Source organism: Rhodobacter capsulatus, assembly GCF_052363175.1.
In the GTDB taxonomy this organism is placed as follows: Bacteria; Pseudomonadota; Alphaproteobacteria; order Rhodobacterales; family Rhodobacteraceae; genus Rhodobacter; species Rhodobacter capsulatus_D.
In genome coordinates, this window is the sequence record NZ_CP198946.1 from 3,726,201 (window position 1) to 3,752,630 (window position 26,430).

Annotated in this window: 32 protein-coding genes, 1 tRNA gene and 1 pseudogene; 14 read left to right on the forward strand and 20 right to left on the reverse strand. The window is 64.0% G+C overall.

Annotated features, from left to right (window positions below; translation table 11 throughout):
* Positions 1 to 2: 2 nt before the first annotated feature.
* The 7 genes from ACTTAI_RS19315 to ACTTAI_RS19345 form a co-directional block, all read right to left on the reverse strand.
* Positions 3 to 1,949, reverse strand: coding sequence for a transposase domain-containing protein (locus ACTTAI_RS19315; RefSeq protein ID WP_444453169.1), 1,947 nt, complete (start codon positions 1,947 to 1,949; stop codon positions 3 to 5).
* On the reverse strand, positions 1,949 to 2,827 hold the full coding sequence (locus ACTTAI_RS19320; protein ID WP_444453171.1) for a ParB N-terminal domain-containing protein: 879 nt from the start codon (positions 2,825 to 2,827) through the stop codon (positions 1,949 to 1,951). Before ACTTAI_RS19320 ends, ACTTAI_RS19315 begins: the two co-directional genes overlap by 1 nt.
* Positions 2,828 to 2,872: 45 nt before the next feature.
* On the reverse strand, positions 2,873 to 3,151 hold the full coding sequence (locus ACTTAI_RS19325; protein ID WP_444453173.1) for a hypothetical protein: 279 nt from the start codon (positions 3,149 to 3,151) through the stop codon (positions 2,873 to 2,875).
* Positions 3,152 to 3,233: 82 nt separating this feature from the next.
* A complete protein-coding gene (locus ACTTAI_RS19330) occupies positions 3,234 to 3,437 on the reverse strand; it encodes a hypothetical protein (RefSeq protein WP_444453174.1) in 204 nt (67 codons plus the stop codon).
* Complete coding sequence (locus ACTTAI_RS19335; protein ID WP_444453176.1) at positions 3,430 to 3,711, reverse strand: hypothetical protein; 282 nt, start codon at positions 3,709 to 3,711, stop codon at positions 3,430 to 3,432. Before ACTTAI_RS19335 ends, ACTTAI_RS19330 begins: the two co-directional genes overlap by 8 nt.
* A 1-nt stretch (position 3,712) precedes the next feature.
* Positions 3,713 to 4,585 (reverse strand): BRO-N domain-containing protein, encoded by an 873-nt coding sequence (locus tag ACTTAI_RS19340; RefSeq protein ID WP_444453177.1) that lies wholly within the window; start codon positions 4,583 to 4,585, stop codon positions 3,713 to 3,715.
* A complete protein-coding gene (locus ACTTAI_RS19345; RefSeq protein ID WP_444453179.1) occupies positions 4,582 to 4,839 on the reverse strand; it encodes a hypothetical protein in 258 nt (85 codons plus the stop codon). The genes ACTTAI_RS19340 and ACTTAI_RS19345 overlap by 4 nt, the downstream gene beginning before the upstream one ends.
* A gap of 110 nt (positions 4,840 to 4,949) precedes the next feature.
* On the opposite strand from ACTTAI_RS19345, the gene ACTTAI_RS19350 reads away from it, so the two are divergent.
* A complete protein-coding gene (locus tag ACTTAI_RS19350) occupies positions 4,950 to 5,657 on the forward strand; it encodes an XRE family transcriptional regulator (RefSeq protein ID WP_444453181.1) in 708 nt (235 codons plus the stop codon).
* Between the two features lie 552 nt (positions 5,658 to 6,209).
* Positions 6,210 to 7,442, forward strand: a complete 1,233-nt coding sequence (locus ACTTAI_RS19355) for an acetate/propionate family kinase (protein ID WP_444453183.1) — start codon at positions 6,210 to 6,212, stop codon at positions 7,440 to 7,442.
* A gap of 147 nt (positions 7,443 to 7,589) precedes the next feature.
* On the opposite strand, the gene ACTTAI_RS19360 is transcribed toward ACTTAI_RS19355, so the two are convergent.
* Entirely contained in the window at positions 7,590 to 8,510 is a 921-nt protein-coding gene (locus tag ACTTAI_RS19360) for a hypothetical protein (RefSeq protein ID WP_444453185.1), read from the reverse strand.
* A 153-nt stretch (positions 8,511 to 8,663) separates the two neighbouring features.
* The gene (locus tag ACTTAI_RS19365; RefSeq protein WP_444453186.1) at positions 8,664 to 8,981 is read right to left on the reverse strand and encodes a hypothetical protein; all 318 of its coding nucleotides are present in this window, start codon (positions 8,979 to 8,981) and stop codon (positions 8,664 to 8,666) included.
* Positions 8,982 to 9,216: 235 nt separating this feature from the next.
* On the opposite strand from ACTTAI_RS19365, the gene ACTTAI_RS19370 reads away from it, so the two are divergent.
* From ACTTAI_RS19370 to rpmG, 3 genes are all read left to right on the forward strand, one after another.
* Positions 9,217 to 9,603: a DUF302 domain-containing protein gene (locus ACTTAI_RS19370; protein ID WP_444453188.1), complete on the forward strand. Its 387-nt coding sequence runs from the start codon at positions 9,217 to 9,219 to the stop codon at positions 9,601 to 9,603.
* A 61-nt stretch (positions 9,604 to 9,664) separates the two neighbouring features.
* On the forward strand, positions 9,665 to 10,375 hold the full coding sequence (locus ACTTAI_RS19375; RefSeq protein ID WP_444453190.1) for a DUF533 domain-containing protein: 711 nt from the start codon (positions 9,665 to 9,667) through the stop codon (positions 10,373 to 10,375).
* Positions 10,376 to 10,506: 131 nt separating this feature from the next.
* Positions 10,507 to 10,674, forward strand: a complete 168-nt coding sequence (gene rpmG, locus ACTTAI_RS19380; protein ID WP_011750518.1) for a 50S ribosomal protein L33 — start codon at positions 10,507 to 10,509, stop codon at positions 10,672 to 10,674.
* Positions 10,675 to 10,740: 66 nt separating this feature from the next.
* On the opposite strand, the gene ACTTAI_RS19385 is transcribed toward rpmG, so the two are convergent.
* From ACTTAI_RS19385 to ACTTAI_RS19410, 6 genes are all read right to left on the reverse strand, one after another.
* On the reverse strand, positions 10,741 to 11,478 hold the full coding sequence (locus ACTTAI_RS19385; protein ID WP_444453192.1) for a hypothetical protein: 738 nt from the start codon (positions 11,476 to 11,478) through the stop codon (positions 10,741 to 10,743).
* Positions 11,479 to 11,535: 57 nt separating this feature from the next.
* A complete protein-coding gene (locus ACTTAI_RS19390) occupies positions 11,536 to 14,610 on the reverse strand; it encodes an efflux RND transporter permease subunit (RefSeq protein ID WP_444453193.1) in 3,075 nt (1,024 codons plus the stop codon).
* Positions 14,607 to 15,647: an efflux RND transporter periplasmic adaptor subunit gene (locus ACTTAI_RS19395; protein ID WP_444453195.1), complete on the reverse strand. Its 1,041-nt coding sequence runs from the start codon at positions 15,645 to 15,647 to the stop codon at positions 14,607 to 14,609. Before ACTTAI_RS19395 ends, ACTTAI_RS19390 begins: the two co-directional genes overlap by 4 nt.
* The gene (locus ACTTAI_RS19400) at positions 15,644 to 16,726 is read right to left on the reverse strand and encodes an efflux RND transporter periplasmic adaptor subunit (protein WP_444453196.1); all 1,083 of its coding nucleotides are present in this window, start codon (positions 16,724 to 16,726) and stop codon (positions 15,644 to 15,646) included. Before ACTTAI_RS19400 ends, ACTTAI_RS19395 begins: the two co-directional genes overlap by 4 nt.
* A 175-nt stretch (positions 16,727 to 16,901) precedes the next feature.
* Positions 16,902 to 18,017: a sulfate ABC transporter substrate-binding protein gene (locus ACTTAI_RS19405; RefSeq protein WP_444453198.1), complete on the reverse strand. Its 1,116-nt coding sequence runs from the start codon at positions 18,015 to 18,017 to the stop codon at positions 16,902 to 16,904.
* Between the two features lie 12 nt (positions 18,018 to 18,029).
* Positions 18,030 to 18,158: a hypothetical protein gene (locus tag ACTTAI_RS19410; protein WP_444453200.1), complete on the reverse strand. Its 129-nt coding sequence runs from the start codon at positions 18,156 to 18,158 to the stop codon at positions 18,030 to 18,032.
* 763 nt (positions 18,159 to 18,921) lie between these two features.
* Here ACTTAI_RS19410 and ACTTAI_RS19415 point away from each other — a divergent pair.
* Positions 18,922 to 18,997 (forward strand) — tRNA-Phe (locus tag ACTTAI_RS19415).
* 201 nt (positions 18,998 to 19,198) lie between these two features.
* On the opposite strand, the gene ACTTAI_RS19420 is transcribed toward ACTTAI_RS19415, so the two are convergent.
* Complete coding sequence (locus ACTTAI_RS19420) at positions 19,199 to 19,714, reverse strand: hypothetical protein (protein WP_444453201.1); 516 nt, start codon at positions 19,712 to 19,714, stop codon at positions 19,199 to 19,201.
* 8 nt (positions 19,715 to 19,722) lie between these two features.
* On the opposite strand from ACTTAI_RS19420, the gene ACTTAI_RS19425 reads away from it, so the two are divergent.
* Positions 19,723 to 19,962, forward strand: a complete 240-nt coding sequence (locus ACTTAI_RS19425) for a hypothetical protein (protein ID WP_444453203.1) — start codon at positions 19,723 to 19,725, stop codon at positions 19,960 to 19,962.
* A 159-nt stretch (positions 19,963 to 20,121) separates the two neighbouring features.
* On the opposite strand, the gene ACTTAI_RS19430 is transcribed toward ACTTAI_RS19425, so the two are convergent.
* A complete protein-coding gene (locus ACTTAI_RS19430; protein WP_444453205.1) occupies positions 20,122 to 20,646 on the reverse strand; it encodes a transposase in 525 nt (174 codons plus the stop codon).
* A 24-nt stretch (positions 20,647 to 20,670) separates the two neighbouring features.
* On the opposite strand from ACTTAI_RS19430, the gene ACTTAI_RS19435 reads away from it, so the two are divergent.
* Positions 20,671 to 21,525, forward strand: a complete 855-nt coding sequence (locus tag ACTTAI_RS19435) for a DNA-binding protein (RefSeq protein ID WP_444453207.1) — start codon at positions 20,671 to 20,673, stop codon at positions 21,523 to 21,525.
* Between the two features lie 296 nt (positions 21,526 to 21,821).
* On the opposite strand, the gene ACTTAI_RS19440 is transcribed toward ACTTAI_RS19435, so the two are convergent.
* On the reverse strand, positions 21,822 to 23,021 hold the full coding sequence (locus ACTTAI_RS19440) for a Fic family protein (protein WP_444453209.1): 1,200 nt from the start codon (positions 23,019 to 23,021) through the stop codon (positions 21,822 to 21,824).
* Between the two features lie 134 nt (positions 23,022 to 23,155).
* Here ACTTAI_RS19440 and ACTTAI_RS19445 point away from each other — a divergent pair, with 134 nt between their 5' ends.
* Positions 23,156 to 23,425, forward strand: a complete 270-nt coding sequence (locus ACTTAI_RS19445; RefSeq protein ID WP_444453211.1) for a hypothetical protein — start codon at positions 23,156 to 23,158, stop codon at positions 23,423 to 23,425.
* Positions 23,426 to 23,754: 329 nt separating this feature from the next.
* Here the strand turns inward: ACTTAI_RS19445 and ACTTAI_RS19450 are convergent, their stop codons facing one another.
* Positions 23,755 to 24,006 carry a transposase domain-containing protein gene (locus ACTTAI_RS19450; protein ID WP_444453212.1) on the reverse strand — a complete coding sequence of 84 codons (252 nt, stop codon included), beginning with the start codon at positions 24,004 to 24,006 and terminating at the stop codon, positions 23,755 to 23,757.
* Between ACTTAI_RS19450 and ACTTAI_RS19455 the strand changes: the two are divergent.
* The 5 genes and pseudogenes from ACTTAI_RS19455 to ACTTAI_RS19475 all read left to right on the forward strand — a co-directional run.
* Positions 23,978 to 24,411: pseudogene (locus tag ACTTAI_RS19455) on the forward strand (transposase); the annotation flags it as partial. The gene ACTTAI_RS19450 and the pseudogene ACTTAI_RS19455 overlap by 29 nt on opposite strands.
* Positions 24,412 to 24,663: 252 nt before the next feature.
* Complete coding sequence (locus ACTTAI_RS19460; protein WP_444453214.1) at positions 24,664 to 24,870, forward strand: cold-shock protein; 207 nt, start codon at positions 24,664 to 24,666, stop codon at positions 24,868 to 24,870.
* Positions 24,871 to 24,896: 26 nt separating this feature from the next.
* Complete coding sequence (locus ACTTAI_RS19465) at positions 24,897 to 25,106, forward strand: hypothetical protein (protein ID WP_444453215.1); 210 nt, start codon at positions 24,897 to 24,899, stop codon at positions 25,104 to 25,106.
* Positions 25,107 to 25,147: 41 nt separating this feature from the next.
* A complete protein-coding gene (locus ACTTAI_RS19470; RefSeq protein ID WP_444453216.1) occupies positions 25,148 to 25,354 on the forward strand; it encodes a hypothetical protein in 207 nt (68 codons plus the stop codon).
* Between the two features lie 118 nt (positions 25,355 to 25,472).
* Positions 25,473 to 25,649, forward strand: coding sequence for a hypothetical protein (locus tag ACTTAI_RS19475; protein WP_444453218.1), 177 nt, complete (start codon positions 25,473 to 25,475; stop codon positions 25,647 to 25,649).
* 284 nt (positions 25,650 to 25,933) lie between these two features.
* Here the strand turns inward: ACTTAI_RS19475 and ACTTAI_RS19480 are convergent, their stop codons facing one another.
* Positions 25,934 to 26,155: a hypothetical protein gene (locus tag ACTTAI_RS19480; protein ID WP_444453220.1), complete on the reverse strand. Its 222-nt coding sequence runs from the start codon at positions 26,153 to 26,155 to the stop codon at positions 25,934 to 25,936.
* Positions 26,156 to 26,430: the final 275 nt, after the last annotated feature.

Sequence of the window (26,430 nt, forward strand, 5' to 3'; positions counted from 1 at the left end):
GACTATTCGCCCCTCTTTTTTTCGGGAAATCCGACAATCTCTCCGCTCAGCCGCGCGACACCGCGCGCAAACGCGTCTGCGTCGGCGTCTGCGTCGGCCTCGGCTTCGATCTTGCGAACGGTGTTTCCGACCAGAAGCCGCGTAACGCCCGCCTCAATCTGTTCGTATTCTTCAGGTGCCGAAGTCGCGCTTCGTGCCAGCTGCTCTGGGGATAGCCGCTTGGCGATAGACGCCAGCTCTCGTTGCGCACGAAGGAATGCGCGCCAATTTCTGGCATGTTCCCGAGCCGCGTCCGCATCCATGAAGCCAACGGCATGCACGCATTGCGCTGTGCAGATTTTCGCCCCGTCGACCGTATAAACCTGAATATCCGCGTGCATGTTTTGCGGATCGAACTTCACCACAACGCGCTTTCCGGCGTAGGCAATGAGGTCTTCGTGCCAGAACATGTTGTCGGCCAGATGGATCTGGGCGCTGTTGCGGTGCACCGTGATATTCTCCGCCGCAAGCAGGCAGTACTCTCGTTGCTCGGCGGTGGCGCGGGTCACCAATGTAGTTGGGGCTTCGTAGCTTTCGCGGAAGGTTTCCCAAAGGGACCGCCCCTTCGCCGTGTGCGACGTCCGGCCTTCGCGCAAGTTGTGATGTCGGATTTCATCGGCAACCAATGCCCGCAACTCTGCGATTGGGATCGCCTTCGACCCATAGTTCTCCGGCTTGGAGGATGTGTCTTTGCCGGTATAAGCGCCTTCGCACTTCGGATGCTTGGCGACGTATTCTGCAAGATCACGCCACGCGCGTTCGATCGGTTTTGATTGTCCATGGAAGGGCTTCACCGCCCGAACATTGATGCCCAAATTGACCAACACGCCAATCGGGTCTTCCGGCCGGATCGTGAAGCGATGCCGGAACTTCATGCGTCCGGTCAGCATTTTCGACATGAAGGCCTTGCCGTTGTCGAAGAAGCATGTCTGCGGAATGCCCCAGCTTTCGACCATATCTGCCGTGGCCAAGCGGATGACTTCCTGACATTCCGAGCGCGCGAGCCGATGCGACAAGATCATCCCGGAATAGACGTCCTGGAACCCGACAAGCACTGCCCGACCTACGCTGCCGTCTTCCCAGAGCACATGCACATCGAGAACGTGGCCGTCAGCGTTCACCGCTTCCATGGCCTGCATTCCATCGCGGCTGCGGCGTTGCGCAGGATAGAACCGCTCAAGGGCTTTCGGCCCCTTGCGCAACAGTATCTTGGAAATCGGAGAGATTTCTTCGTCGATCCGCCGCTTCAGCGTTTTCGCGCTGGGGATTGGCTCCCAACCGTGTTCCTTCGCTTCACGCATCATGCGCTCGTGGCATGCCTGAAAGCAGGGCTCGGATTGCCGCATGTAGTCCGCCACAAGCCAATCCCACGCACGGGGATCACAATCGACGCGGCGCAAGCCGCCGGTGTGGTGTGGCACCAACGCAGCCAGCCAGTCAGACCGGTCATGGCCCTCGACCGCCTTGCAGTAGCGGGTGATCGAGGCGGCGGAAGCACCATCGCGCCGCGCAACAACATCGATTGCGGCGGTTTTCGACATTACCGGCAGGAGGTCATCTACCGCCCGGACAAATGCCAGGCGCCGAGCGGCCTCATCCTTCTGCTTTTGCGACTTGTGCTGATAGGCATTCCACAAGGTTTCGCGTTTGGCCTGCGCAGCCTGCGCCGCTTCTTTGGCCGCAAGCCCGTCGGCATAGTCCGCAAGCGCCAAATCGCGCTGCACTGTGTGCGGCAGCAGGCGCAGATGGTATTCCATGCCGCCACCTTGGCCGTCGCGCTGCCGACACCATCTAGGATCTCCGTCCCAACCACAGGCCTTCGCCAAATCCAACAGGCCCCGCCGCGAGGACGGAAGATCCGGATGGCGCAGATCCAGCAAGTCAGAAACGGAGAACCATTCGCGCTCCATCAGATGGTTTCTCCATCCTTCAGATCGCGCAGCCACTCTTTGCGCCACGCCTTCGGCGCGGTCGCCCAAAGCGCCGTCATCTTGCGCAGCCAGATTTCCTTGTCGCTCGCGGGCGGCGGCGCGGAAGGATCGACGCCCTTCATCAGGCGGACACCATCAAGAACCTTGACCTTGCTATGTTCCTTCATCAGGCGGACGATCTGCAGCCGTTCCGACCGCGGTTGCGCAACCAACTTCAAGAGTTGCGCCTGATTGTCTGCCAGCGGAGTGCCGCCGATTTCGGCCCGAAGTTCCGAGGTGATAGCCTCACCAATCTGCACAAGACGTTTGACCGCCTTCTCGTTAAGGCCCCGTTTTTCGGCTTCTGCCTTGGTGAAGCGCACGCCCTTTCCAAGCGCCTCCGCGCCGGTGGTGGGCAAAGGGACATTATTGTCCCTTTGATCCGACTTACGGTCTCCGCCACGCGCAGTTTCGGGATGGGTGCGCAGGTAAATAGCCTTCAACCCGGCCAGACTTGCCGCATGTTCCATCACCGTCAGGTTGCCACGCTGCAGGTTCTCTTCGATCTCGGCACACTCGGCTTCGTCGTCAGTCATTTCACTGACAAGCGCGGGGATCATCTCCCAACCCAACATCCGAACCGCCGCCAACCGATGCCGCCCGGCCACAAGCCGCAGCCGGGGGCCGCAAAGCGTGTGCAACACTGGCCGATGGCCGTGAATAAGCCGCAGTTGGATCGGGGTTTTCAGGCCGATCGCCTCAATGCTGTCGGCAATCGACTTGGCTCGATCTTCCTCGAAAAAATGCATTCTCTCACCGACTTCAACGGCGGAGACCGGAACCTGATAGAGGGTGATTTCGTGGCTATTGACGGTCATTTTCCGGCAGCTTCATACTGGTGCAGGGGATTTCAACGACAGAGGTCATTCGTCGTCACCCATCACACGGGCGAGGGCGATGAGTTTCGCCGCGGCGCCGCAGTCGATCAGCTTGTCAACCAAACTCAGGACACGCCCCGCCGCAGCCAGTTCGTTTTCCGTCAGGATGTCCGAGGCGGGCTCGCCGAAGATGACCTGCTGATCGAGGTCCGACTCTTCCGCGCGGATGCTCATCCAGCGCACAAGGCTTTCCAGCAGCACTGCCGTTTCCGGCGGCAAGCTGCGGACGATGCTCATGATGTTTTTACGTTCCTCGAAGGTCATCAGATCACTCCAAACAGATGAAAAATCGCCATCCATGCGACGGTCCCGGCCGGCGGGCAGGGCAGGATCCACCAACCGCGCGTCATCCGAACACCCCGTAGGCCAGCCACAGACCGCTGATCATCGTCACCAGCAGCGACACCGCGCCCAGCACGTCGCCCGCCACGCTGTCATCCAGCGCATCGCTCGCCTTCCGCAGACGCCGGAGCGCAGCACGGGCCGCGCTCCGGCGCGCGCCGCGCCGGGTCAAGGTGGGGACTTCGGTGGCGCGGTATCTCTTACGCATGGCTGTCACCGTTGGCCTTTGCCGCGGCGACCAGCCCCTGAATGGCGCGGATAATCTGGCAATGCTCGGTGACCTCGATTGCAATCAAGTTTTCGCAACCAGCCATCAAGGCATCGACCGCGCCCGGATCAGCCTCGCCGACCAGCGCAATCGCGCGCGCCAGCATCAACGAAAGACCCTCCACGATCTCGGCCTTCATTTCATCGTCGCCCTGCTCGCGTGCGCGCACCAGATCGCTCACCACCACGTCGCAAAGCCGCTCGAAAAACGACATCTCATTCCCTCCCGATCAGTTTGGGGGCACTCAGGCCCGCCGCCGTGCGGCAGTTCCGCGTCATCGTTTTCTCGCAGGGGATGGGCGACCAGCCCTGCCGCACGGCCTCTTCCTGCGTCCGCTGATACGCCACCGAGGGGCGCACTCCGGCGCGGAACTGATCGGCACAATAGGCCAGCGCCTCGGGGTGGCACGGGGCCTGCATCCCGCGCGGGCCGATGCCCTTGTTCGCCAGCGCCGCCGCCATGTCGGGGCCAGCCACCATGCGGGTGGTGGCGATCCACCGGGCAAGCGGGGCCGACGTGACGCCAAGAACAAGGCAAACCTCGTCCTTCGCCGCGCCCTTGCGCATGCCCCCGGCCACCAGCCGCTCGTACATCATCACCGCCGCCACGCGATCTTCGGCGTCGTCCTTGGTCTTCTGCGGTGCCGCCGCATAGGCAGCCCGCCCTTTGACCAGCCGGTCATCGCCCAGCGTGAAGCTGCCGTATTTGCGCAGGGACGGCAGCAGGACATCGAACACCCAGTTCGCAAACCGGTGCTGCACCGTGCCCGGCGTCACCGCCAGTTTCGAGCGGGTGACCAGCTTGTAAAGCCCACCTTCGGAAATGATCGTGACGTTCGGGTTGCCGCGTCTGGCGCCCCCGATGGTGTCGGCAATTCCGACACCATCGGCCTGAATACCCGAACTTGAAGTTAGGGTATTCAGGTCGAATTCGCGCCGCTGGTGGGCATCCAGAACCTTCACGGCCTTCGTCGGGTTGGTATGCTCCAGCACCCGGCACACATCGGCGGCGACGAACCACGGTTCGCCGTCGATCTCGACCACGCGCACGGCGTTGCTCTCGAAGTCGAACGGGATAAGCGCACTCATGCTTTCACCTCTTTCTTGGATTTGTGGCCAGCCGTGCCCTGACGTTCGAAGTCTCCGGGCTCGACCGTGATGCCCCGCTCGCTGGCCATCGCCAGCATCTGGATCACCGCGAAGCCGGGGATGCTTTCGCGGCAAATCCATTGGTTGATGGTCTTGCGCGAAACCTCTGTGGCGCGGCCCTTGTGGGTGCGCCGGAGGGCCTCCGCCACAGCGGCCTTGCCGCCAAGTTTGGTGATGATCGGGATCTGATACATGACCCCATAATTCCAAAACGGAGCCATTAGTCAACCCAAAACGGATGCTTCGTCAGAAAAAATTCCATTATGGGATTGCCCGAATCGAACGCCGCAATGAAAAGGAAGGGATGGAAACCGTTGGATCACGCCTCAAGCGCTGTGCGGCTGCGAAAAAAATGACCGAAGCAGACATTGCGGCTGCCATCGGAATGTCAAAACCTGCCGTAAATCACTACCTGAACGACCGACGGCAAATGGCTTTCGAGCACCTTGTCACGCTTGCTGACATCTTCGGCGTGACCACCGACTTTCTGCTCACCGGCAACACCGCGCCGCCGCCGAACTGGATCGACGAAGACGAGCTGGTGCGGGCGCAGGTTGCCGGGATCAATGGGCCAAAGCTGACCGATGCGGATTACGCTCTGGTCTGTCTCAGCCGCGCCCATGTCAGCGCAGGGCCGGGCCATGTCCCGCCAGAGGAACACTTCTACGGCTCGCTCGCCTTCAACCGCGCCTGGCTGAAACGCGAAGGGGTCAACCCGGCTGCCGCCTCGCTTGTCCGGGTCAAAGGCGACAGCATGGAACCGACCCTGCACGACGGCTCAACCGTCCTGGTCGATCACCAGCGCCGCGACCCCGCTGTGCGCCGTGGCATCTATGCCCTGCGCATCGGCGAAGAGGTTTTCGTCAAACGCCTCGAAAAGGTGGGCGACGTGCTGGTGATCACCTCCGACAACCCCACCCATTCCAGCCGCGCTCTGGGCGGTCGCGAGCTCGCCGATGTCGAGGTGATTGGCCGCGTCGTCTGGCAGGGCTATACGTTCCGGGATAGTTGAAGTGACGGTATTCAAGCGCGGCGGGGCGGGCGCAGAGGTAGGGCGAAGTAAGGCGCCGAAACACGGAAAATTCACTTCATTCTTCTCCGCCCGACTTCGGCTCCGCAAATGCGCCGCAACCCATTGCAGATCAATAATTATTTTCTGTTTTGGCGGCTTGTCGGCGAAGAATGAAGCAACTTCACACTTCCGCTTTCAGGCTTCGCGTAACCGCGGCAGTTGCCATCATAGCTAGCGCCCTTTATTCATTGGCCTCGAAGGCGTTTCGAAGGGTCTTTGAAGGGGCATTCAGAAAAGGCGCGCGACTCTCAAATCTGCTGTCCGACGCGCGCCCCACTATCAACTCTGCTGTCCGACAGTCCGTTCGGCCTCGAACCCTCGACAGCGCAGCAACGTGCTGATTTATCGCGACGATTTCGCCTGTAACGGGCTGATCTCGGGCAATCCCAGAAATGTCAGTTCAGATGTCCGGTAACAGCGACGCCCCCGTCGCGTCGCTGATTTCCCGGCGGTCCCCCCGGGGGCTGCCCTTGCAACCAAGGACAACCGACCATGATCCTGACCATCAACTGCGGCAGTTCCAGCCTGAAATATCAACTTCATGCCCCCGATCTGAACCATGTGATCGCCTCCGGCCTGATCGCCCGTATCGGCGAGCCCGAGGGCACGACCGATCATTGGGTCGGCCACCGCGGCGAGCATCACCGCCGCGAAATCCCCGATCACCGCGCCGCCTTCGCGCTGATGATGGAAAACCTTCTGAACCCCGAATATGACGTGATCGAATGCCCCGGCGCGATCACCGCCATCGGCCACCGCGCCGTGCATGGCGGCGCGGTCTTCTTCGGCTCGGTGCTGGTCGACGATGCGGTGATGGCGGCCCTGCGCGCCTGCGCCACCTACGCGCCGCTGCACAATCCTTGCAACATCATCGGCATCGAGGAAGCGCAGCGAATGTTCCCCGGCGTCCCGAATGTCGTCGTCTTCGACACCGCTTTCCACCAGACCATTCCCGAACGCGCGCATCTTTACGCCCTGCCCTACGAGCTGACGCAGAAACACGGCATCCGCCGCTACGGCTTTCACGGCACCTCCTGCCGTTATGTCTCGCGCGCCGCAGCCGAGGTGCTGAACCGCCCGCTCGACAGCCTGTCGATGGTGGTCTGCCATCTGGGCAATGGCGTCACCATCGACGCGGTGAAGGGCGGTCAATCGATCGACACCTCGATCGGCTTCGGCACCTTCGGCGGCGTGCCGATGGGCACCCGCACCGGCGATTTCGACCCCGCGATCATCTTCCATCTGGTGCGTGAGGCCGGGCTGAGCCTGACCGAGGTCGAAGACATCTGCTATACGAAAAGCGGGCTTCTCGGCTTGTCGGGCCTGTCGAACGACATGCGCGAGGTGATGGCGGCGGCCGATGCAGGCAACGAACGCTGCCAGCTCGCCATCGACGTCTTCGTCTATCAGATCCGCAAGACGGTCGGTGCCTATGCGGCGGCCATGGGCGGGATCGACGCGCTCGTCTTCACCGCGGGCATCGGCGAGAACAGCGCCCGGGTGCGGTCGCTCGTCTGCGAGGATCTGGGGTTCCTTGGCATCTCGATCGACACGCGGGCGAATGCGATCGCGCGTGGCGGCCATCCGAACATCAGCGCGGCGGGATCACGGGTGGCAACGCTCGTCGTGCCGACCGACGAGGAACGGATGATCGCGCTCGACACGATGGCCCTGACCACCGCAAGCCCGGATCATTCCCTGCCCTTCGCGATGGCGGCACAATGATCGGGCCTCGACCCTGAGCCCGCTTTTCTTCCGTGCCGGTCCCCTCGCAACGGGGGTCGGCATGGCCGCTTCCACGTCAGACCGGAGGCGGCTTTACAAATGTCACCGGACCACGCGCCGATCAGCGCGCAGGATGGCCTGCGGCGCTCACAGCACAGGCTTCCAGAAATCCCCCAGTGTTCCCCAGGATCTGTGTCCCATGCCCCGCGCATGCGGCACCTGCGCAAGCGCCCGATATTCTCTGACCTGAGGCGCATTCAGCAACCCCAGAAGCTCGGGCAAAATGTGGGACTTGAGGTCTTCGGCCGTCACCGCTTCAAAAACCGGACGGAAATCCCTCAGAAAATCGAGAACACCCCGCCGCACATCCATGATGGCAAGATTGCGCGACATGTCCATCAGGCCCTCGGTATCCGATCTCAACGCCAGCTTGCCGCTCTGCACATCCAGCCGAGAGAACGCGGGCCGCGTGTCGGAGAAGACCAACTCCAGAAGTTCGAGCCCGCCCTTCAGGCGCGCTTCGGTGTCCTGTGCGTCGTCATGATCGAAAATATACCCCCGCAGCCCGGGCCGATGATATCCCGTGACCTGCTTTCCAAGAAAATAGCCTTTGAAATCATCGCCGATCAGAAGATCGATGGCCCGAATCGTGGTCAGCCCCCAGCCAATGTCCACAAGCGCGGTCCTGCCTTTCGGCTGACCGATCCAACGCTGCAGATCGTGCAGGAAAACGGTCCTTTCCGCGGCCGCCGCCAAGGCAAGATGGCTTTGATAGGCGACGATGAAATCGATCTTGTTCATCGGCTGATCGAACTCGGGCGCATTTTGGAAAACGCGCGCATCGATGGACCGCCGCTCGAAATACTGTCTGGGTTTCAGCCCGTTCTCGAGCGCGCAAAGCAGGCCGCGGACCGCAAAGTCATGACTGTCGACCATCATTGGAATCAGAGCCATGCGCCGCGAAATCGGCATGACGCAAAATGCCGGAGCATCGACCACAATCCCGTGTGCGGTCAGCAGATCGTTGACCTGCGCGCCTGACAGATAGATGTCGCTGACCGCGATCACTCGCTTGCCCCTGGCACGCGCAATTTTCAGGATCAGGCCGACGGCGGGATCGGCAAAGGTGAACTCCGTTTCCGCCCGCATTTCATCCTTTGCGGTCAGGGGCACATGCGGGGCAATCTCTTTCAGCACGGCGTAGATTTGCGCAAGGCTCGTTTATGGCTTTTGCGGCGATGAAAACTGCTGCCGCGCCAGCGCCTCGGCCTTGACCCGCAGCGCACAAAATCCCGCCACCTTGCTGACCCGCTCCATATAGGAAAAAACGCCTGTCGGCTGTGCGGTCTTCCGGGCGAGAAAGGTGTCGAACACATCGAACGAGACGACCTTGTGGCGGTCGATCATCTCGGTCAGCGCGTCCACAGTGATGCCACAACGCACGACGAGCTGAGCCTCGGCATGGGTGCAGGGGAAATCGCCCTCCTCGCCTTGGATCGCCTCGACGGCCTGGCGCGCTTGGCTTGTGTTGTTGCTCACTCTGACCTGCCTGCTGCCTCGCTGATGATCCGGACGAGATCGCTTTCGAAACATGTTCGACGAAAATTGCATCCGCAGTCATGGTTAGGGTTAATGTCTTGAATATTGATTGCTCCCCCCCCGAACCGGCCGTGTCATCCTTGACTGGCGCGTCGGGGAAGGATCGGCACCGTTTCTCCCTTGAACCGAAGGGCATCCGGTCCGAAATTAAAGATGACCCAGAGTGGAGGACATCATGGGCTATACGATCGACCGCCTGTTGCCGGGCGTCAGTTTTGAAGAGGCCGAGGCGCGGACCCGCGCGGCGCTGGCCGAAAACGGCTTTGGCGTCATCACCGAAATCGATGTCGCCGCAACGATGAAGAAAAAGCTCGACCGTGACATGACGGCCTACAAGATCCTTGGCGCTTGTCATCCGGGCCATGCCTTCGCCGCCATCGAAGCCTCGCCGCGAATCGGGGCGATGCTGCCCTGCAACGTCATGCTGCGCGCGGTGGAAGGTGGCGTCGAAGTTTCGGCCGTCGATCCCGTCGCCTCTTTCGCGGCGGTCGAGGAAGAGGGTGCGCGCAAGGTCGCGACCGAGGTCCGCGCGATTTATGCGGCGATGATGGAAAAGCTCTGAGCGGTTCGGGCAAGGCAGGCCCGGGCCATATTCGACACCACACCAGATCGGGGGGAATGGGATGAGTTTCGTCAAGACACTGGCCACGCTGGCCGTGGGCTTTGCCGCCGCCAAGGGCGTGCAGAAGTTCCAGCAGATGGGCGGCCTTGAGGGCATGAAGGGCGCGCTGCGCGATGCGGGCAAACCCGGCGGCATGGCCGAACAGATGGGCGACTGGGCGGCCAAGATGGGCGTGCCGGGCGGCAAGGAGACGGTCAGCCAGATGCTGGTCAATTTCGGCACCCAGGCCGCGGCGGCGACCGATGCGGCGCAATCGAACCTTGGGGCGATGTTCACCTCGATGAGCGCTGCCGCCGGGGTTGGGGCGAAAGGGCTCGGCGAGATGATGACGACGGCGCTTGCCGATCCAGCCGTGGCCGCGGGCGCCGAGGCACATGCCAAGCTGATGATCCGCGCGATGATTCAGGCGGCCAAGGCCGATGGCACCATTGACGAAGCGGAAAAGGCGCAGATTCTGGCGCAACTGGGCGAAGCGACCGAGGAGGAAGTGGCTTTCGTGCAGGCAGAGCTCGACGCCCCGATCGATATCGCGGGGCTTGTGGCCGACGTGCATGAAGCGGCACGGGTGCAGGTCTATTCCGCGGCACTGATGGCGATCACCGTCGACACCGAGGCGGAAAAGCTCTATTTGCGCAACCTTTCCACAGCTTTGGCGCTAGATCCGGCGACGGTGGCGCAGGTGCATCTGGGCATGGGCAAACCGCAGCTTTGATCTTACAGCGCGGGGGTGCGAAAAAACGCGCATCCCCGCGCCTTTGCGGTTGACTCCGCGCGATGGCTGACTAAAAGGCAGGCTTCAAGGATTTCGCGGATGCAGGCGCATCCGACTCTGGGAGACTGAGAATGGCGAAGCCGACGACGATCAAGATCCGTCTGAACTCGACGGCGGGCACCGGGCACTTCTATGTGACCAAGAAGAATGCCCGTACCATGACCGAGAAGATGACGGTGAACAAATACGACCCGGTTGTGCGCAAGCATGTCGAGTACAAGGAAGGCAAGATCAAGTAAGATCTTGTCCGCCTGCACGGGTTCAGGGCCGTCCTTCGGGGCGGCCTTTTGCTTTGCCGGGCGACCTCAGATCAGCAGCAGTGTCACCACGAAGACGGTGGTGAAGATCGCCCCCGCAATGGTCCAGAGTGTTGGGCGCCGCGTCAGGTCGGCGAAGGGCGTGGGCACGGGCAGGTCGTGTCTGTGCGGCGGATCCGTGCCGCTCTCTCGTGCGCGTTTTCGATCTTTTGGGGCGGCCGTCGTTTCCGGGATCTCGCTCTCGGGCGTGGGGCGCGCGCCATGGGAATTGGGCAGAACCGGCGGCGGATGCGGGGCGTGGGGGTCAAAGCCGTCATCCGGCGCCGACAGCAGCGGCGCGGGCGGATCATCGTGATGCGGCTCCGCGCGCCGATGCGCGCCGGGCAAAGCGCGCGTTGCGGCCTGTTGCGCCAGAACCGACTGCAGGGCCGTCGTGTCGACGCCCAGCATCTGCGCCGCAACAAGCGACATCGGCGTTGCCGCGCTGCCCTGTGCGCTGGGCGTTGCGGTCCCGGCCAACGCCTCGGCGGTGAGGGTTGCGGCCTTGGCCAGAGCCTCGGCGGCGCCGCGCTCGGGCGTGGCCCCCGGCAAGGGCAGCGATCCCGCCGCCTGCGGCTGCGCGGTCTGGGGTTGCGTGCTTGCCTCCGGACGCTGCGCGCCCTGCGGCAGCTCCGCAAGCAGGTTTTGCATTTGCCGCTGCGGCTGGGCGCCTTGCGGCAGGGACAGGGAATGCACGCCCGCGGGCAACGGGCTCGGGGTGGTGGGCGAAGGCAGGGGCGTCAGCATGTGCAGGCCTCGGACAACGACGATGCCCGAGGATGACAGAATTTGGTGAACGGCGAGTTAAACCCTGCCGGGCAGAGCCTCGGGCTCGGGACGCGGCGGCCGGGGCGGGGCTTTCACCCCGAAGACGGCGCAATAAAGCGCGGGCGCGAAAACCAGCGTGATCAGCGTTCCGGCAATGATCCCCCCCATCATCGCGAAGGCCATCGGCGCCCAGAACACCTCGCGCGAGATCGGGATCAGCGCCAGCGACGCCGCCGCGGCCGTCAGCAAGATCGGCCGGGCCCGGCTGTCCGAGGCCTCGAACACCGCGTCCCAATGGCTGCGCCCGGCTTCAATCAGCTCCTCGACCTCGGCCATCAGGATCAGCGAATTGCGGATCAGGATGCCGACGAGCGCCAGCACGCCCAGAATCGCGACGAAGCCGAGCGGCTGGCCCGAGGGCAGCATGGCCGCGACGACGCCAATCAGGCCCAAGGGCGCGACAGCCAGCACGATGAACATCAGCCGGAAGCTTTGCATCTGCACCATGACAAGGGTGAGGATGATCAGCACCATCAAGGGCACGACGGCGACGATCGGGGCCTGACTTTCACCACTACTTTCAGCGACGCCCCCCGGCTCGATCGTCGTGCCAGCAGGCAGGGCAGCCATCTGCTTGGCAATCGCCGGGGCAAGGTCCTTGGTCACGGTCGCGGGCTGGTTCGCCCCCACCACCGCAGCCTTGACCGTGATCGTCGGCACCCGGTTGCGGGCATGCAGCACCGGCGGCTCCATCTGCCAATCGAGCGTCGCGAAGCTCAGCAGAGGCACCGGCACGCCCGAGGGCGAAGGCAGTTGCAACGACCCGAGCGAGGCAATGGACGACCGGTCCACCTCGGCGCCACGAGCGACCACATCGACCAGCGTCTGGCCGTCGCGCAATTCGGTGACGGTGACGCCTTCGAAGAGCGTTTGCAGCGCCTGCGCCACGTCCTTTTGCGTCAGGCCAAGCTGCCGCAGCCGTTCCTGATCCAGAACCACCCGCGCCACCCGCACCGGCTCACCCTCGTCGATGGTGATGTTCGACAGCCGCGAATCCTCGGCCAACCGCTCGGCCAGTGCCTGCGCCTCGCTCAGAAGCAGCCCACGGTCGGGGCCCATCAGGCGGTATTGCACCGGCTTGCCGACCGGCGGCCCCAGCTCGATCAGTTTCGAGAACACATCGACCCCGGGAAGTTTCGCGGCATGCTCTGCCAGGGCTGCGCGCAGGGCGTTGCGATCTTCGAGCCCCTTCGTCATCACGACGATCTGGCCGATGAAGGGCACCGGCGTCGGCGCATCAAGCGACAGCAGGAACCTCGGCGAGGACCGCCCGACATAGGTCGTCCAATAGGCGGCCTCGGGTCGGGTGGCGAGCCACTGATCCAGCTCGGCCATCGCGGCATCGGTCGCGGCAATCGCCGAATTCTGCCGCATCGTCACGTCGATCAGCAACTCGGGCCGGTCGGAGGCGGGGAAGAACTGCTGCTCGATATGGCGCATGCCGTAAAGCGAGGTGCCGAACAGCGTCACGGTCAGCACGATGGTCAGCCACTTCGCCCGCATCGCCCCGCGCAACAGCCCGTGGAAGGCGCGGCGCAACAGACCCGGGGTCGGATCGTGATGCGGCATTGTCTTGGGCAGGAAGGTGGCCCCGATCAGCGGCGCGAAAAGGACGGCGACGACCCAGCTCAGCATCAGCGAAATCGCGATCACGTAGAAGAGCGAGAGCGTGTATTCCCCCGCCTGCGACGAGTTCAGCCCGATCGGGATGAAGCCCGCAACGGTGACGAGCGTGCCCGAAAGCATCGGGAAGGCGATCGAGGTCCAGGCATGCGAGGCGGCCTTGGCGATCGAATCCCCGGCCTCAAGCCGCGCGATCATCGTTTCGATGGCAATCATCGCATCATCGACCAGAAGCCCGAGAGCGATGATCAGCGCGCCAAGCGAGATCCGTTGCAGCGTCACCCCCATGCCGTCGAGAATGACGAAGGTCAGCGCCAGCACAAGCGGGATCGACATCGTGACAACGAGCCCCGCGCGCCAACCAAGCGACACGAAGGAGACGATCAGCACGATCGCCACCGCCTCGGCCAGCGAGCGCAGGAAGTGGTTGACCGACTCCTCGACCACCCGCGGCTGATCGGCGACCTTGTGCAGCTCGATCCCCACCGGCAATTCGGTGGCGATCCGGTCCATCAGCGCCGTCAGTTCTGTCCCGAACTCGAGGATATTGGCGCCCTGTTTCATGCCGATGATCAGCCCCACGGCGGGCTTGCCGTTGTAGCGAAAAAGATCGCCCGGCGGGTCTTCGAACCCGGCGCGGACGGTGGCGACATCGGAGAGGCGGAAGAAGATCTCGCCCACGCGCAAGGGCGCGGCGGCCAGTTCCTCGGCATCGGCAAAGCGGCCCGACATCCGCACGGCCACCAGCTCATCCTCGGTTCGGATCACGCCTGAGGGCACGATGGCGTTCTGGGCGGCGAGCGTGCCCAGCACCTGCGCCTGATCGAGCCCCAGCGCGGCGAGCTTGCGGGCGGAAAATTCCACATGCACGACGGGATCTTGCGTGCCAATGAGCTCAACCTTGCCCGCCGCCTTCAGCGTCAGCACCGCCGAGCGGACCTTCTCGACCCGGTCCTTGACCTCTTGCGGGGAAAAGCCGTCGGCGGTGAAGGCATAGATCGAGCCATAGACGTCGCCAAAGCTGTCGTTGAAGTAAAAGCCCGCGAATTCGGCCGGGAAATCGGGGCGGATGTCGGCCATCATGTTGCGGACCTTCTGCCAGGTCCGGGTGACGGCCTCGCCCCGCGTTTCGGGGGTCAGCTCGATCTGCACCACGGCGCGGCCCGGGAAGGTTTCCGAGCGGGTGAATTTCAGGTTCGGCAGTTCCTGCAGCTTCTTCTCGATCCGGTCGGTGACCTGTTCGCGCGTCTCCTCGGCGGTGGCGCCGGGCAGGACCGCGGTCACGATCATGATCTTGATGGTGAAGGAGGGGTCTTCCTCGCGGCCAAGGTTGCGATAGGCCATCACCCCCGCCAGAAGCGAGACGATGATCAGATACCAGACCATCGAGCGATGCCGCAAAGCCCAGTCGGACAGGTTGAACTTCATGGCGATACCCTTGGTCCGAGGAGTTGGCCCGGCGTGAGCGAGCGGATGCCGCGGATCACCACCTCGTCGCCGGGGGCGAGGCCGGAGGTGATCACGACGCGGTCGTCAAGTCTTTGGCCCAGCGTCACCGGCACGGCCTCGGCGCGGCGGTCGGGGCCGAGGCGCCACACTCTAGCCGGATCGCCGTCGGTCAGGATGGCGGAAGCGGGCAGGGTCAGCAGCGGGGCTTCGGGCAGATCGAGCCTTGCCGTCACAAGCGTGCCAAGGCGGAAGGCGTGCCCTCCCCCCTCGAGCGAGATCCGCAACCGATGCGCCCGGGTCGAGGCATCGGCGACGGGTTCGATCAGCCGCAAGTGACCCGCCGTGCTCAGCGTACCGTCGCCGCGGGTCTCGATGGTGAAACGGGCGTCTTTCGGCAGCACCGACAGCATCTCATCAGGCACGTCGATCACCGCCTCGCGCCCGGCGGCGGTGGCCAGACGCAGAACCGGCGTGCCGGGGGTAACGACCGTGCCCGGCTCGGCGAGGATCAGGCTGACGACGCCTGCGGCGGGCGCGGTGAGACGGCCAAAACGCTCGGCATCCTGCGCCCGGGTCAGATCTGCGCGTGCCGAGGCGACACTGGCCTTGGCGGCTGCGGCCTTGGCCTCTGCGGCTTCGAGCGTGGCCTGCGGCGCGACCCCGCGGCGGTTGAGTTCCTGCGCCCGCACAAGACTTTGGGCAGCGAAATCGGCACTCGCCCGGGCTGCGCGCAAACCGGCCTCGGCGGCGGCGACATCCTCGGCCAAGGTCACCTGATCGAGCGTGGCCAGCACCTGCCCCGCAGTGACCGCATCCCCGAGCGCAACGGGTCGGGTCTCGATCCGGCCCGCGGTCTGAAAGCCGAGCGTGGTTTCGACCTCGGCCGCGATCACGCCCGGAAAATCACGCGAGGCGATGGCGGAGCCGGTAACGATTTCCGAAACGACCGGGCGGGCAGGCTCTTCGGCACAGGCCGGGGTCAGGGTCAGCAGCAGGGCCAGCAGCGGGCGGATCATGGCGTCGTCTCCGTCGCGGTGACGGCGCGGCCGGGGTAAAGCAGATGCGCGCCGCGGGACACGACCAGCGCGCCCTCGGAGATCCCCTCGGCCACATCGACGCCGCGGTCGGTGTAGCGCGAAACCCGCACAGGGCGCAGCTCGGCCCGCTGGCTGTCGGGGTCGATGGTCCAGACCGCCGGTCCGCCGTCTTTCGTGACCAGAACCGTCCAGGGCAAGGCCATCGCCGAGCCAAGCGGCAGATCGATCACGGCGACAATCGCGGTGCCAAGGCCAGGGGCGGTGGCGCCCTCGCGCAGCTTGCCCTTGACCCGGACGGTACCGGTGTCGCCCGCGACAAGGGGGGCAATCTCTGTCACCACCGCTTCAAGCGGGGAACCGGAGCCCTCGACCGGGCGCAGCGTCACGGTCCGATCGCGAAACCGTTCGAGGACGGGGAGATCGGGCACATAAAAGACTGCCTCACGCGCGCCATCGCGGGCGATGGTCAGCACCGTCTGGGCCGCGCCGACGATCTGGCCGGGTTCGGCAGAACGCGCGGTGACGATGCCCGCGGCGGGGGCGGTCAGGGTACAATCAGTCAGCGTCTGGCGGGCTTTGGCAAGTGCCGCCTGCGCCTGATCTTGCGCCGAGCGGGCAGAGAGCGCAGATTCCGTCGCGGCATCAAGCGCCGCCTGCGTCGCCGCCCCGCGCTGGGTCAGTTCGGCCGCGCGCGCCAGCGCCTGTTCCGCCTGCGTCAGCATCGCCGCCGCGGCATCGGCCTGCGCCTTGGCGCCGCGCAGCGCCGCGGCGGCCTGCGTCGGGTCAAGCTGTGCCAGCACCTGCCCCGCCTCGACCTTTGCGCCAACCTGCACCGAGAGGGTGACAATCCGCCCCCCCGCGCGAAACCCCACCGGCACGGCCTCGGCCGCCTCGATGCTGCCCGAAAGCTCGTAATGCAGGAAGACCGGCGCGGTATGGGCGGTGACAAGTTCGACGGCCAGGGGGGTCTCGGCCGCAAGCGGTGGTGCCAGCGCGGTAAAGCCAGCCAGCACGGCGGCTGGCAGGCCAAGGCCTTGCAGCACGGTCTTGCGCATCATCTCTCCCTTCGCGGCGGGCCGGAGTCTTCCGATTCGCGAAACTCTCTCCGGTCGTTCCCGCGATAATAGGACAGGAAAGCTGCCAAGGAAGGGTTGATGCGCGCGTGCCGCCGTGTCGTTGCGGCAAAACGAACGGCGCCCCCGAAGGGGCGCCGGGATTTGTGTCGGGCGGGGCTTATTTCGCCGTGTAGATCTGGTCGAAGATGCCGCCGTCGCCGAAATGCTCGGGTTGCGCTTTCGCCCAGCCGCCGAAATGGGCGATGTCCACAAGCTCCAGTTTCGGGAACCGCGCCACATCGGCCGGATCGGCTTTCGACGTGTCCCAGGCGCGGTAGAAGTTCTTGTAGGCGATCGCCTGCCCCTCGGGGCTGTAGAGGAAGTTCAGATAGGCCGTCGCCAGTTCCTTCTGCCCGTCATTGGCGATGTTGCCCTCGACCAGCGCGACCGGCGGCTCGGCCAGAACCGAGACCGAGGGCACGACGATATCGAACTGATCTTCGCCCAGCTCTTTCAGCGACAGATAAGCCTCGTTTTCCCAGGCCAGCAGCACGTCGCCGATGCCGCGCTGGGCAAAGGTCGTCGTCGCCCCGCGGGCGCCGCTGTCAAGGACCGGCACATGGGCAAAAAGCTCATGTTCGAAGTCCTTCGGGTCCTTGCCGTTCTTCTCGGCCCAGGCCCAGGCGGCCAGATAGTTCCACCGCGCCCCGCCCGAGGTCTTCGGGTTCGGCGTGATCACCTCGACCCCGTCCTTGACCAGATCGCCCCAGTCCTTGATCCCCTTCGGGTTGCCTTCGCGGACAAGAAAAACGATCGTCGAGGTATAGGGCGAGGAATTGTGCGGCAGCCTGCCCTGCCAGTCCTTCGGCAGCTTGCCCGCCTTGGCGATCTTGTCGATGTCGGAGGCCAGCGCGAGGGTGACGACCTGCGCATTCAGCCCCTCGATCACCGCACGCGCCTGCGCCCCCGAGCCGCCGTGCGAAGTTTCGATCTGCGGCGCGTCATGACCCTGCGCGGTCCACCATTCGGTGAAGGCGGCGTTGATGTCGCGATACAGTTCGCGTGTCGGATCGTAGCTGACATTGAGCAGCGACTCGGCCCGGGCCTGCGGGGCGGCGATGAAGCCTGCCAGCACAAGCGCCAGAAGCGCCGTGGTGTTGCGCGCGATGCGGGTGATCGGCCAGCCGGTCAGGCGGCGGGCGCCATCGACGATGGTGACGCGACCATCGGAATGATCGGCGGTTTTCACGCCTTGAGCGGTGATGTGGCGGGACAGCGAAATCGTGGTCAGCATGGTGTCTCTCGATCAGGAAAAGGGGTGCGAAAGCGGATGCGCCGGGAGGTGGCCCAGATGGCGCGGTCCAAGGCAGATCATTTGTCCCCGCATCGGCGCGCGCAGGCTTGCGGCGGGAACGGTCTGAGCGTGGCGGATCATCAGCGTCTCCTTTCCGGCGGGTGATCAACGTGATGATTTAAATATCCACCGGTTTAGTCGAGATTGGCAAGAGAATAAACTCGCCTTTGCAGATCGTGATTATAGAATTTTATTCCCTCTCTCCCGACACGATTCGGGCACAGAATCGGCGGGCCGCGGCACGGACCGCGACGTCAGGATGGCTTGACGCCAGACCGGCTGCGGGCGGAGGCTTCGGGCGTTGTCGTGCCGCGCGAAAGCCCGGATGCGGGCCCGGCAGAAGGCTCGGACACGTGTTTCCGAAGGGAAATTGCACATGACGATTCGCGCCCCTGTCCCCTGAACCTCCACCGCCGTCGCGTCGTCGGGGGCGTCGGTCGCGCGCAGCTGGACAGGGCGCGTTTCACCGGGTTTGGAGACGACGGAAGGGCCGGGCTCCACCCGCACCCCTTGTCCTTGACCCTATCCGGGCAAAAAAAGGCGGTGCGGTGCATCACCGGGACGTTGCTCCCTGACGACCGACAAGATCGCCGCCCGCGCGGCACGTCTCACCGTGTTTAAGGCCTCTCCCTCATATCGTCTGCCCCGGCTGACGGGCCACTCCTCACGACGATGAGACGCTTTCAAAGGCAGGTGAAACACGACCGTCTTGCCGGTCGTCCATGAGGTCTTGCAGAACAGAATTTTTCCGCACCAAACACACAATAGTCTCTGGACAGTCCCTGCGCCCTCGTCTACTAACCGCCCACCAACATCGGATCGACCCTACTGTCGAACGACCGGTGCCCAGATAGCTCAGTTGGTAGAGCAGCGGATTGAAAATCCGCGTGTCGCTGGTTCGATTCCGGCTCTGGGCACCACTTATAACCCCATGAAGTTCAAAAGATTTTTCTGAGATGCCTGATCATACTTATCGTGATCATCTCCCGATTTTCCCGTTTCGGGGTCACAACGGGGTCACAAACCGCTCCGGATGGGTGGCGAGGGCCGCTCAGATAAAAATGCCCGTGTCAAGTGGGAACCACGGTCCCCGGCTGCAGAGCCTCGATTTACGCCGCACGTTACGAATCGTAGGTCTCTGACGGCGGATGCGCAAGGTTCGGGACGATGGCGGCGTCATCGACTTCGGGCAGGAACTCTCCGATCTCCGCCGTGACGAGGTGCCCCATTTCAGCAAGCCGTCGCGCGAGACGTTCAAGATGCACGCGGTGCCGTGCCAAAAGCCGCACCGCACGGGCGCATTGCTCGTCCAGACGCTTGGACACGGCCGCGCGCTCGCCCGCAGACATTTGTCGAGCGGCAATGCCCTCGACCGCTTCCCAGATTAGACCGTTCTGCCCAAGCCCGACGCAGCGTTCCAGCCCGAGAGCCAGATGCGTTGCAATAGCGAGATCGCTTTCGGTGCTGCCGCCCGATCCCCCGCTCGGAGCGCCGAACACCACGATCTCCGCTGCCCGGCCGCCGAGCGCATGGGCGATCTGATCCTCGTAATCTCCGCGCAATCCCGCCGTCGGTGCGCGCAACATCTTCGCCTCACCGCCGTCGCCGGTCAGCGACAGGTCGGTGATTTCGCCCACAGTATGCCGTGGCGCGGATCCTCGCGCCGCAGCGGCAAGGGGGCTTCCGGGGCGGATGGCGACAGGATGTGGCCAGTGCGCTCGGCGACGCGACGCGGTCTCTGGATGAGATCGCACGAGGGCTCGACGGCGCAGCACCGATGGAGGCGCTGACCATCGCGACCTGTTTGCTGAGTGTCGAGCGCGCCCTGATTGCCGTCGTCGATCCGGAAACTCTGGGCGGATCCGGAGGCGAGGCGGAAACATGATTTTCGGGTTCTCTTCGCATCACGGTGTCAGCGACGAAGGGGCGGCGGGCGTGATTGATTACCTGCTGTCGCCGCAACCCGGGCGGGGTGGTGCCGCGCGGGCGCGGCCAATGCGGGATCCAGTGCCCGAACTGCTCGTCGGCAATCCGCTCGTCTTCGTCAAATCGGTCGACGCGCTGCCATGGCAGAACCGATACCGCTCTTCAGTCCTGTCGTTTGCCGTACGGGCGTGCCGAAGATCTCGGTGAAGAGATCCAGCTCCGACATGCCGAGGCGCTTCGAGAAAGCCTTGCGGCTCTCGATCACTTTGCGGTCGGCGACCGAGTGGCCGATGAAGCCCGGGCAGGTGGCAAGGTCACGCTGGAAGGTGCCGATGGCACGCTCGACGTTGCCCTTGCTCTTCGGCTCGTAAGGGGCGGAAAGCTCGTGTTCGATCTGCATCGCTGCGAAGAGGCGGCTGATCGACTTGGCCTTGAAATCGCTGCCTTTTTCGGTTTTGACGCGCCGCGGCACGCCCCAGGCGAGGATGCAGGCGCGCAGCAGCATCGCCACCGCTTCGGCGCGGGGCGAGCGGGTGACCAGCACCAGCACCCGCACCCGGCGGCTCCAGATGTCGATCGCCAGATAGATCGAGTGGCGGCGCTTGCCCGCCAGCATCCCTTCCGTCGCGAGACCTTCAAGCATCGTTGAACGATCATGAAACGCTGGATGACCATCGCCGAAATTGCCGAGGCCAAGCTGCCCGGCCTGCCACCGTCGCCCCGAGGAGTGGCGAAACGGGTGCAGTCCGAGGGCTGGGCGGCGCGAACGACCCAGGTGCGCAAGCGCAAGGGCCGCGGCGGTGGTCTGGAGTTCTCGATCGAACTGCTGCCGGACGAGGCCCGCGCCGAGCTGATCCGGCGCGAGGCGAACCCGGGCGAGCCGGTCAACGTGATCACGCTGCGCGAGAATGACCCGCTGATCGGTGTCGAGCGGGATCGGCGCGATGCGCGGCTTCATGTTTTGGGGGCGCTCGACGAATTTCGCATTGCAAACGGTCTGACCATTTCCGATGCCGCAGCTATGTTTCCGGATGCTTGGTCAGGGCGTTTGATCGCTGCCCCGGACGACATTCGGCTGCAAATCCCGTCCGTCAGCACGCGTACTCTCTACGAATGGCGCACGATCCGCCGCCGGGACGGTGACGACGCCTTGGGCATCGACCGCCGCGGGCGCCCGGCTAAGATCGAGGCTGCGGCCGACGGTGCGGTGGTCACGGCGCTCTTGGGGGCGATCGCGAAGCAATCCTTCCTATCTGCGGACCAGCTTGGTGCCTATCTGCGCGACCGCTTCGGCGATGCGCTGCCCGAGATCAGCGAACGGACCATCCAGCGCGCCCGGAGCAAGTACGAGGCGGAACACCGCAACGCGCTGCTTGCCATCCGCGACCCGGACAAGTTCCGATCGACGGTCGAGCACAGCGCGACCAACTCGACCTTTGCCGCAGGCCTCAATGACCTCTGGCAGATCGACGCCTCCCCTGCCGACGTGATCGGCTCGAGAAAATCGGCGCATTGGCGATAGTCGCGGCGCGTGGCGGGCGCGAGATTGGCGAAATGCTCCGTCTCGAAATAGGACAGAAGCAACCCGCCCTGCGTGCCGACCTTGGGTGCCGGTTTTCACGTCGTCGATCCACAGATCGAGGTCGCGTTTGTCCCAAGCGTAGCTGCCCCTTCAGTTTTTCACTGCGCCCCGCACGAAGGTCACATTTGAATGCGCAGGCCTATCGCTGCGCCGTGCTTGAACGGCTGGTTTGGCGGCCTGCGCCGGGAGCGCCGACCGGCAGCAACGGGCCGCCTCGTGCCACTGACTGTTCAAATCTACTGCCCAGGAAACAGCCCCGGCATCCAGTCGCTCGTCAGCCTCGCCGGGAAACTCAGCCGCAAGGGTGCGCGTTGGGTGTCTGATTTCAGCGCCCCCCCCACCAGCAGTTCCGCCGTGACCTTTCGCGCCTGACGGTCGCTGACGCCGAGAAGGCTGGGCAAGGCCCCGCGCTCAACCTCGCCCGACATCAGCGCCTCACGCATGACGATATCAGCGCCCTTGGCAAGCGCGCCCTTGGCCATTTCGCCTTTGCACCAGGTCATGATCCGCTCGCGCAGGCGTTGCGGTTGCATCAGGGTTTCTATGAAGCGGACCTGGTCGATGCAGGATTCAAGGAAGAAAGTCGCGAACTCAGCCAAGCGCTGTTCGGAGAGGTTGCCTCGGCCATCAGCGCCGCCGTGGCGAGGTTCGTCGGCGGCCATGAGGCGTTGCTTGTATTCGGCGTCGCGTCGCGCAAGGCCCCGCGCAGCGGACCAGAGGCCATCAGATCCGACGGTGTCGCGCAGCATGGCATGGGCGACCATGCGCGAGACGCGGCCGTTCAGGTCAACGAACGGGTGAACCCAGACAAGGCGATGGTGGGCGCAGGCCGTGGCGATGATCGCGCCGCTGCGGCCCTGCAGCCCGTACATCTTGCACATGTGTGCCAGAAGGCGTGGCACGGCGCCGGGGCTGGGGGCGACATGCTTGCCGACCTGGACAAAGTCCGTTCGGAATTCGCCGGGGATGACCGGAAGCTCTGTGCCGTCCGGCCTGCGCACGACAAGCAAGTCCGGGGGCAGGTTCTGGCAGAAGCGGCGGTGGATTTCGCGCAAGCTTTCCGGGGCAAGCGGGTGGTCGGTCAGGCCGCCCGCATCGATCCAGCGCTGCACCTCGATATGCGCGACGGCCTCGAGTTGCAGGTTTCGTTTCTCGATATCGGCGCTGAAATCCTTGTTCAGGGCGCGCTCGATGTCGATCGGGTGGGTGTTGTGGCCCTCGATCAGGTTCGAATAGTAGCAGTTCATCGACCGGACGAGATCGGCGAGCGGCGCGCGGATGCCTTCAGGCAGAGACGACCGCAGCCCGGCCGACAGGCTTGCCAATTCGACGGCCAAGTCGTTCAGCGGAGCCCGATATTTTGAGGCTTCCTCAGGGATCAGCGGTTCGACGATGCTGATCGCTTCGCCCTTGTCTGCTATGGTGTCGGTCGACATGATGCCCCTTGATGCAAGGCTTGTTGGTCCTGTTGGAGTTCCGGTTTGTATTCCGAATTAAACAAGGAGGTTAGCGCACTTAACGCCAACAAAATAGCTTAAAAGCTGCGTCCTGACCTCAGGCGAAGCCCGTTATGTTCCGCTGCAAGTACCGTTTCAAGTTCCGTTTCATGCCCCCGCTACAACTCCCGCCCCCAATCCCTTCCCCTCAGCGCCGCTTCAGCCTTTCTTCTGCGGCTTTCGCTTTTTCCAAGCTCTCGCTCAAGGCCGTCTCCAACCTGTCGCAACGCCCGGCTTCGTTCAAGGGTACGGAGGCGCTTGCCGACGGCGACGGCAGGATCATCGCGCCGAGACCGGAAGGCGTTGGCAAGGCATCAGACGCGCTGGAAATGGGCCGACCATAGCACGACGCAGGAGGACTGGGGGAATGCGCGGTCCCCAAAGGGATGTCTGACGCGTCGCTTCCCCGCCCTCGACGCAGGCAATGGCCTGCATGAGATCGCCGCGCCGCGCTTGGCGGGGCCATCGAAGGCAAATGCTTCAGGGAATGAGCGCGTCGCCCGGAAGGTGCGTCCTGACCCCATACGACCGAACGACTGACGCGTCGGGCGCGGGTCTGGTGCTCGGACATGACTCTGGGCCGGAACCCCGATGTGCGGGGCCCGGCTGAACAAGGTCGTGCGCGCGGGGCGCGGAAAGGGATCGCCGCGCGGCAGGCGGCGATCCCGGCGGATCAGGCCGCCTTTTTCGGCGGGTTTGCGAGCGCCGGAGCCACAGCCTTGTAATCCCAGGGCATCAGGCGGCTGTAATCGGTCAATTCGCGGCCCTTTTCGATCTCGCCCACGACCCAGCGCACGTATTTGAACGGATCGACATCGTTCAGGCGCGCGGTCTCGATCAGGGTGTAGAAGATGGCCCAGTTCTCGGCCGCCGCATGGCTCCCGGCGAACAGCGAGTTATTGCGGGTCCCCGAGGGCGAGGACATCGGCACGGTGACTGCGGATGGTGCCTACGACACCCGCCGTTGCCACGGCGCCGTCATCGCACGCGGCGGCACGGCAATCATACCGATCCGGAGCAACGGTCGGGCTTGGAAAGAGGACTGCCCGGCTGCCAAGGCGCGCAACGAAACTCTGCGAGCCACGCGTCACTACGGTCGGGCATTTTGGAAGCGGTGGACCGAGTACCACGCCCGCAGTCGCGTGGAGGCCAAGATGCCCTCGCCAGTTCGCTCGAACCGGTGGCGCTGAACCTGCTCGACCTGAAGGCTTTCGGTGAGCGCATCGCCGTGAGGGATCCCGATCGCCAAACCGTCGAAATCCACATTCGGGTCGCCCTCATCAATCGCTTCAACGCGCTCGGCACTGCCGAGGTCGTCCGCGTGGCATGAACCTGAACGGGAAAGGGAAAGGGAAAGGGAAAGGGAAAGGGAAACTCACACCTCAGGCCACCTTTCTGCAACAACGCCTTTTGAAAACCCCAAAAGACTCGTTGCAAAATCTGCAAAATCCGCTAGAGGGGTTGTAGCGAAGTTTTTCTCGACCGCACCCTGTCTCCTTCATCGGCTTCAGTCTGCTCTCTCGTCTGACCAAGCCGAGCTGTCGCATTCTGCGGGCAGCATTCCCCTGAAGGAGTTAACACGATGGCCAATGGCACCGTGAAGTTTTTCAACCAGAACAAAGGCTTCGGCTTCATCGAACCGGAAGGCGGCGCGCAGGACGTGTTCGTTCACATCTCGGCCGTTGAACGCGCGGGCATCGCGCGTCTGGCCGATGGCGCCAAAGTGACTTTCGAAGTCGAGTCCGGCCGCGATGGCCGCAAGTCGGCCTGCAATCTGGCGCTGGCCTGATCCTGACCGATCGCGGACGACAACCGATGTCGCGCCCACGCACCAATCCATCTCCCGGCCTGTTCCGGGGAGATCCCCCTCTTGCCCCGCAGACGCCACACGACAAGACGGCCGCTGCGGCAAAACTGATCACCGAAACGGAAGCCTCCAAGCGCGCCGATCGCAGCGCCGCCCTCAAGGCGGCACGGCTGGCACGCGACGCGCTGGCAAAGCCTCTCAAGCGCCCGGCACGATGATCGCCATGCCGTCCCGAAACCGGGCTGGCGGAAAGATCCAGATGACGACCCACAAAACTGCCCTGGGCACCTCGCCCAAGGCCCGCTTCCCGCATACGCGCCCGGCGCAGACCGGTCTTGGCTGGCGGGAGTTCTTCGAGCGACTTGGCCAAGGCACATTGCCGCAAGGACCGCGCCGCCAAAACCGTCCGGCACTGGACCCGATCCGGTCCTTCAACGGACATGCAACACAATCCGAGTTCCGGTGACGGCGTAAAGGCTGACGGCGGCGGCATGTGCTGCCCCTCTTCCCCGAACGCATCATCGGGAGGGAAGCGGCGCGGTCCTCACCGCCGCTTCCGCCCTTTCATCGCAAGGAGTGACGCCATGGGCTATTCGACCCCGAAGAAACAGCTCGATCTGAAAGAATTTTTGGCACAACCCGCGTCGAAACCGGGTTTTCGAACCGGATTGTCCTTTCGCAAACCGGGTGGGCGTGGCGCTGGCAGCACGGTGCCCAAGGCGACGACGCCGACCAAGTCCGACGCACCGAAAGACGTTTGAGCTGTCGACGGCCTGATCACAGGGCGGTCTCAACACGGCATGTCCCGCGCGCCCCGCAAGCGCGGACTGAAAGCCCTGCGCGGCGCGCCCTCTCAAGCGACATCAGCTTGGGAAATAGTCGACGCGGGTTTCGCCGGAGCGACCGAAACAGACGACGCGTTGGCCGAGAAACGACACGAGATAGCCCGCACAACCGGCGGGCCCGCGCCTTTTCACTGAAGGCGGCTGTAATCTTCCGGGCTTGCCTGTGCCCAGGAGACGAGGCGCCCCCCCCTGCATCGAAATCAGCCGCGACCGGACCGCAGGTTTGCGGCATGGTCCGCGTCAGCCATCACCATCCGACAGGTAGAAGGTCTGCGTGGTCCTGCGGTAGTCGACCGCATACCCCTCGAACCCGCCCCGATCAGCCTGCCCACGATCTCGGGGAAGCTCAGACTGTCGTCCTCGGACAGAACGCCGAAATAGGCCGCGTCATTCGCATCGGCCATGGCGGCGCAGAGTGCCACCATACCCTTGACGCACGCAGCTTCGCCCTCGGAGCTCGGTTGATCCGGCTGACCACGGCAGCCTCCGAACGCCGCCAATAAGCTCTTGACCCGCTGGTTCTGCGATGCTCTTTTGCAGCCACGCGATGGCATGTCGCGTCTGGTTCTGCTGCCAACTGGCGACCTGAAATCAAACGAAAATCCAGTCGAACTGTCCCAACTTGGCATATTTCACCGCAAAGCCATGCGAAATGCTCTGCTTGTGTAGTCGCGCCAAATTGGCGCAACCGAAGGTT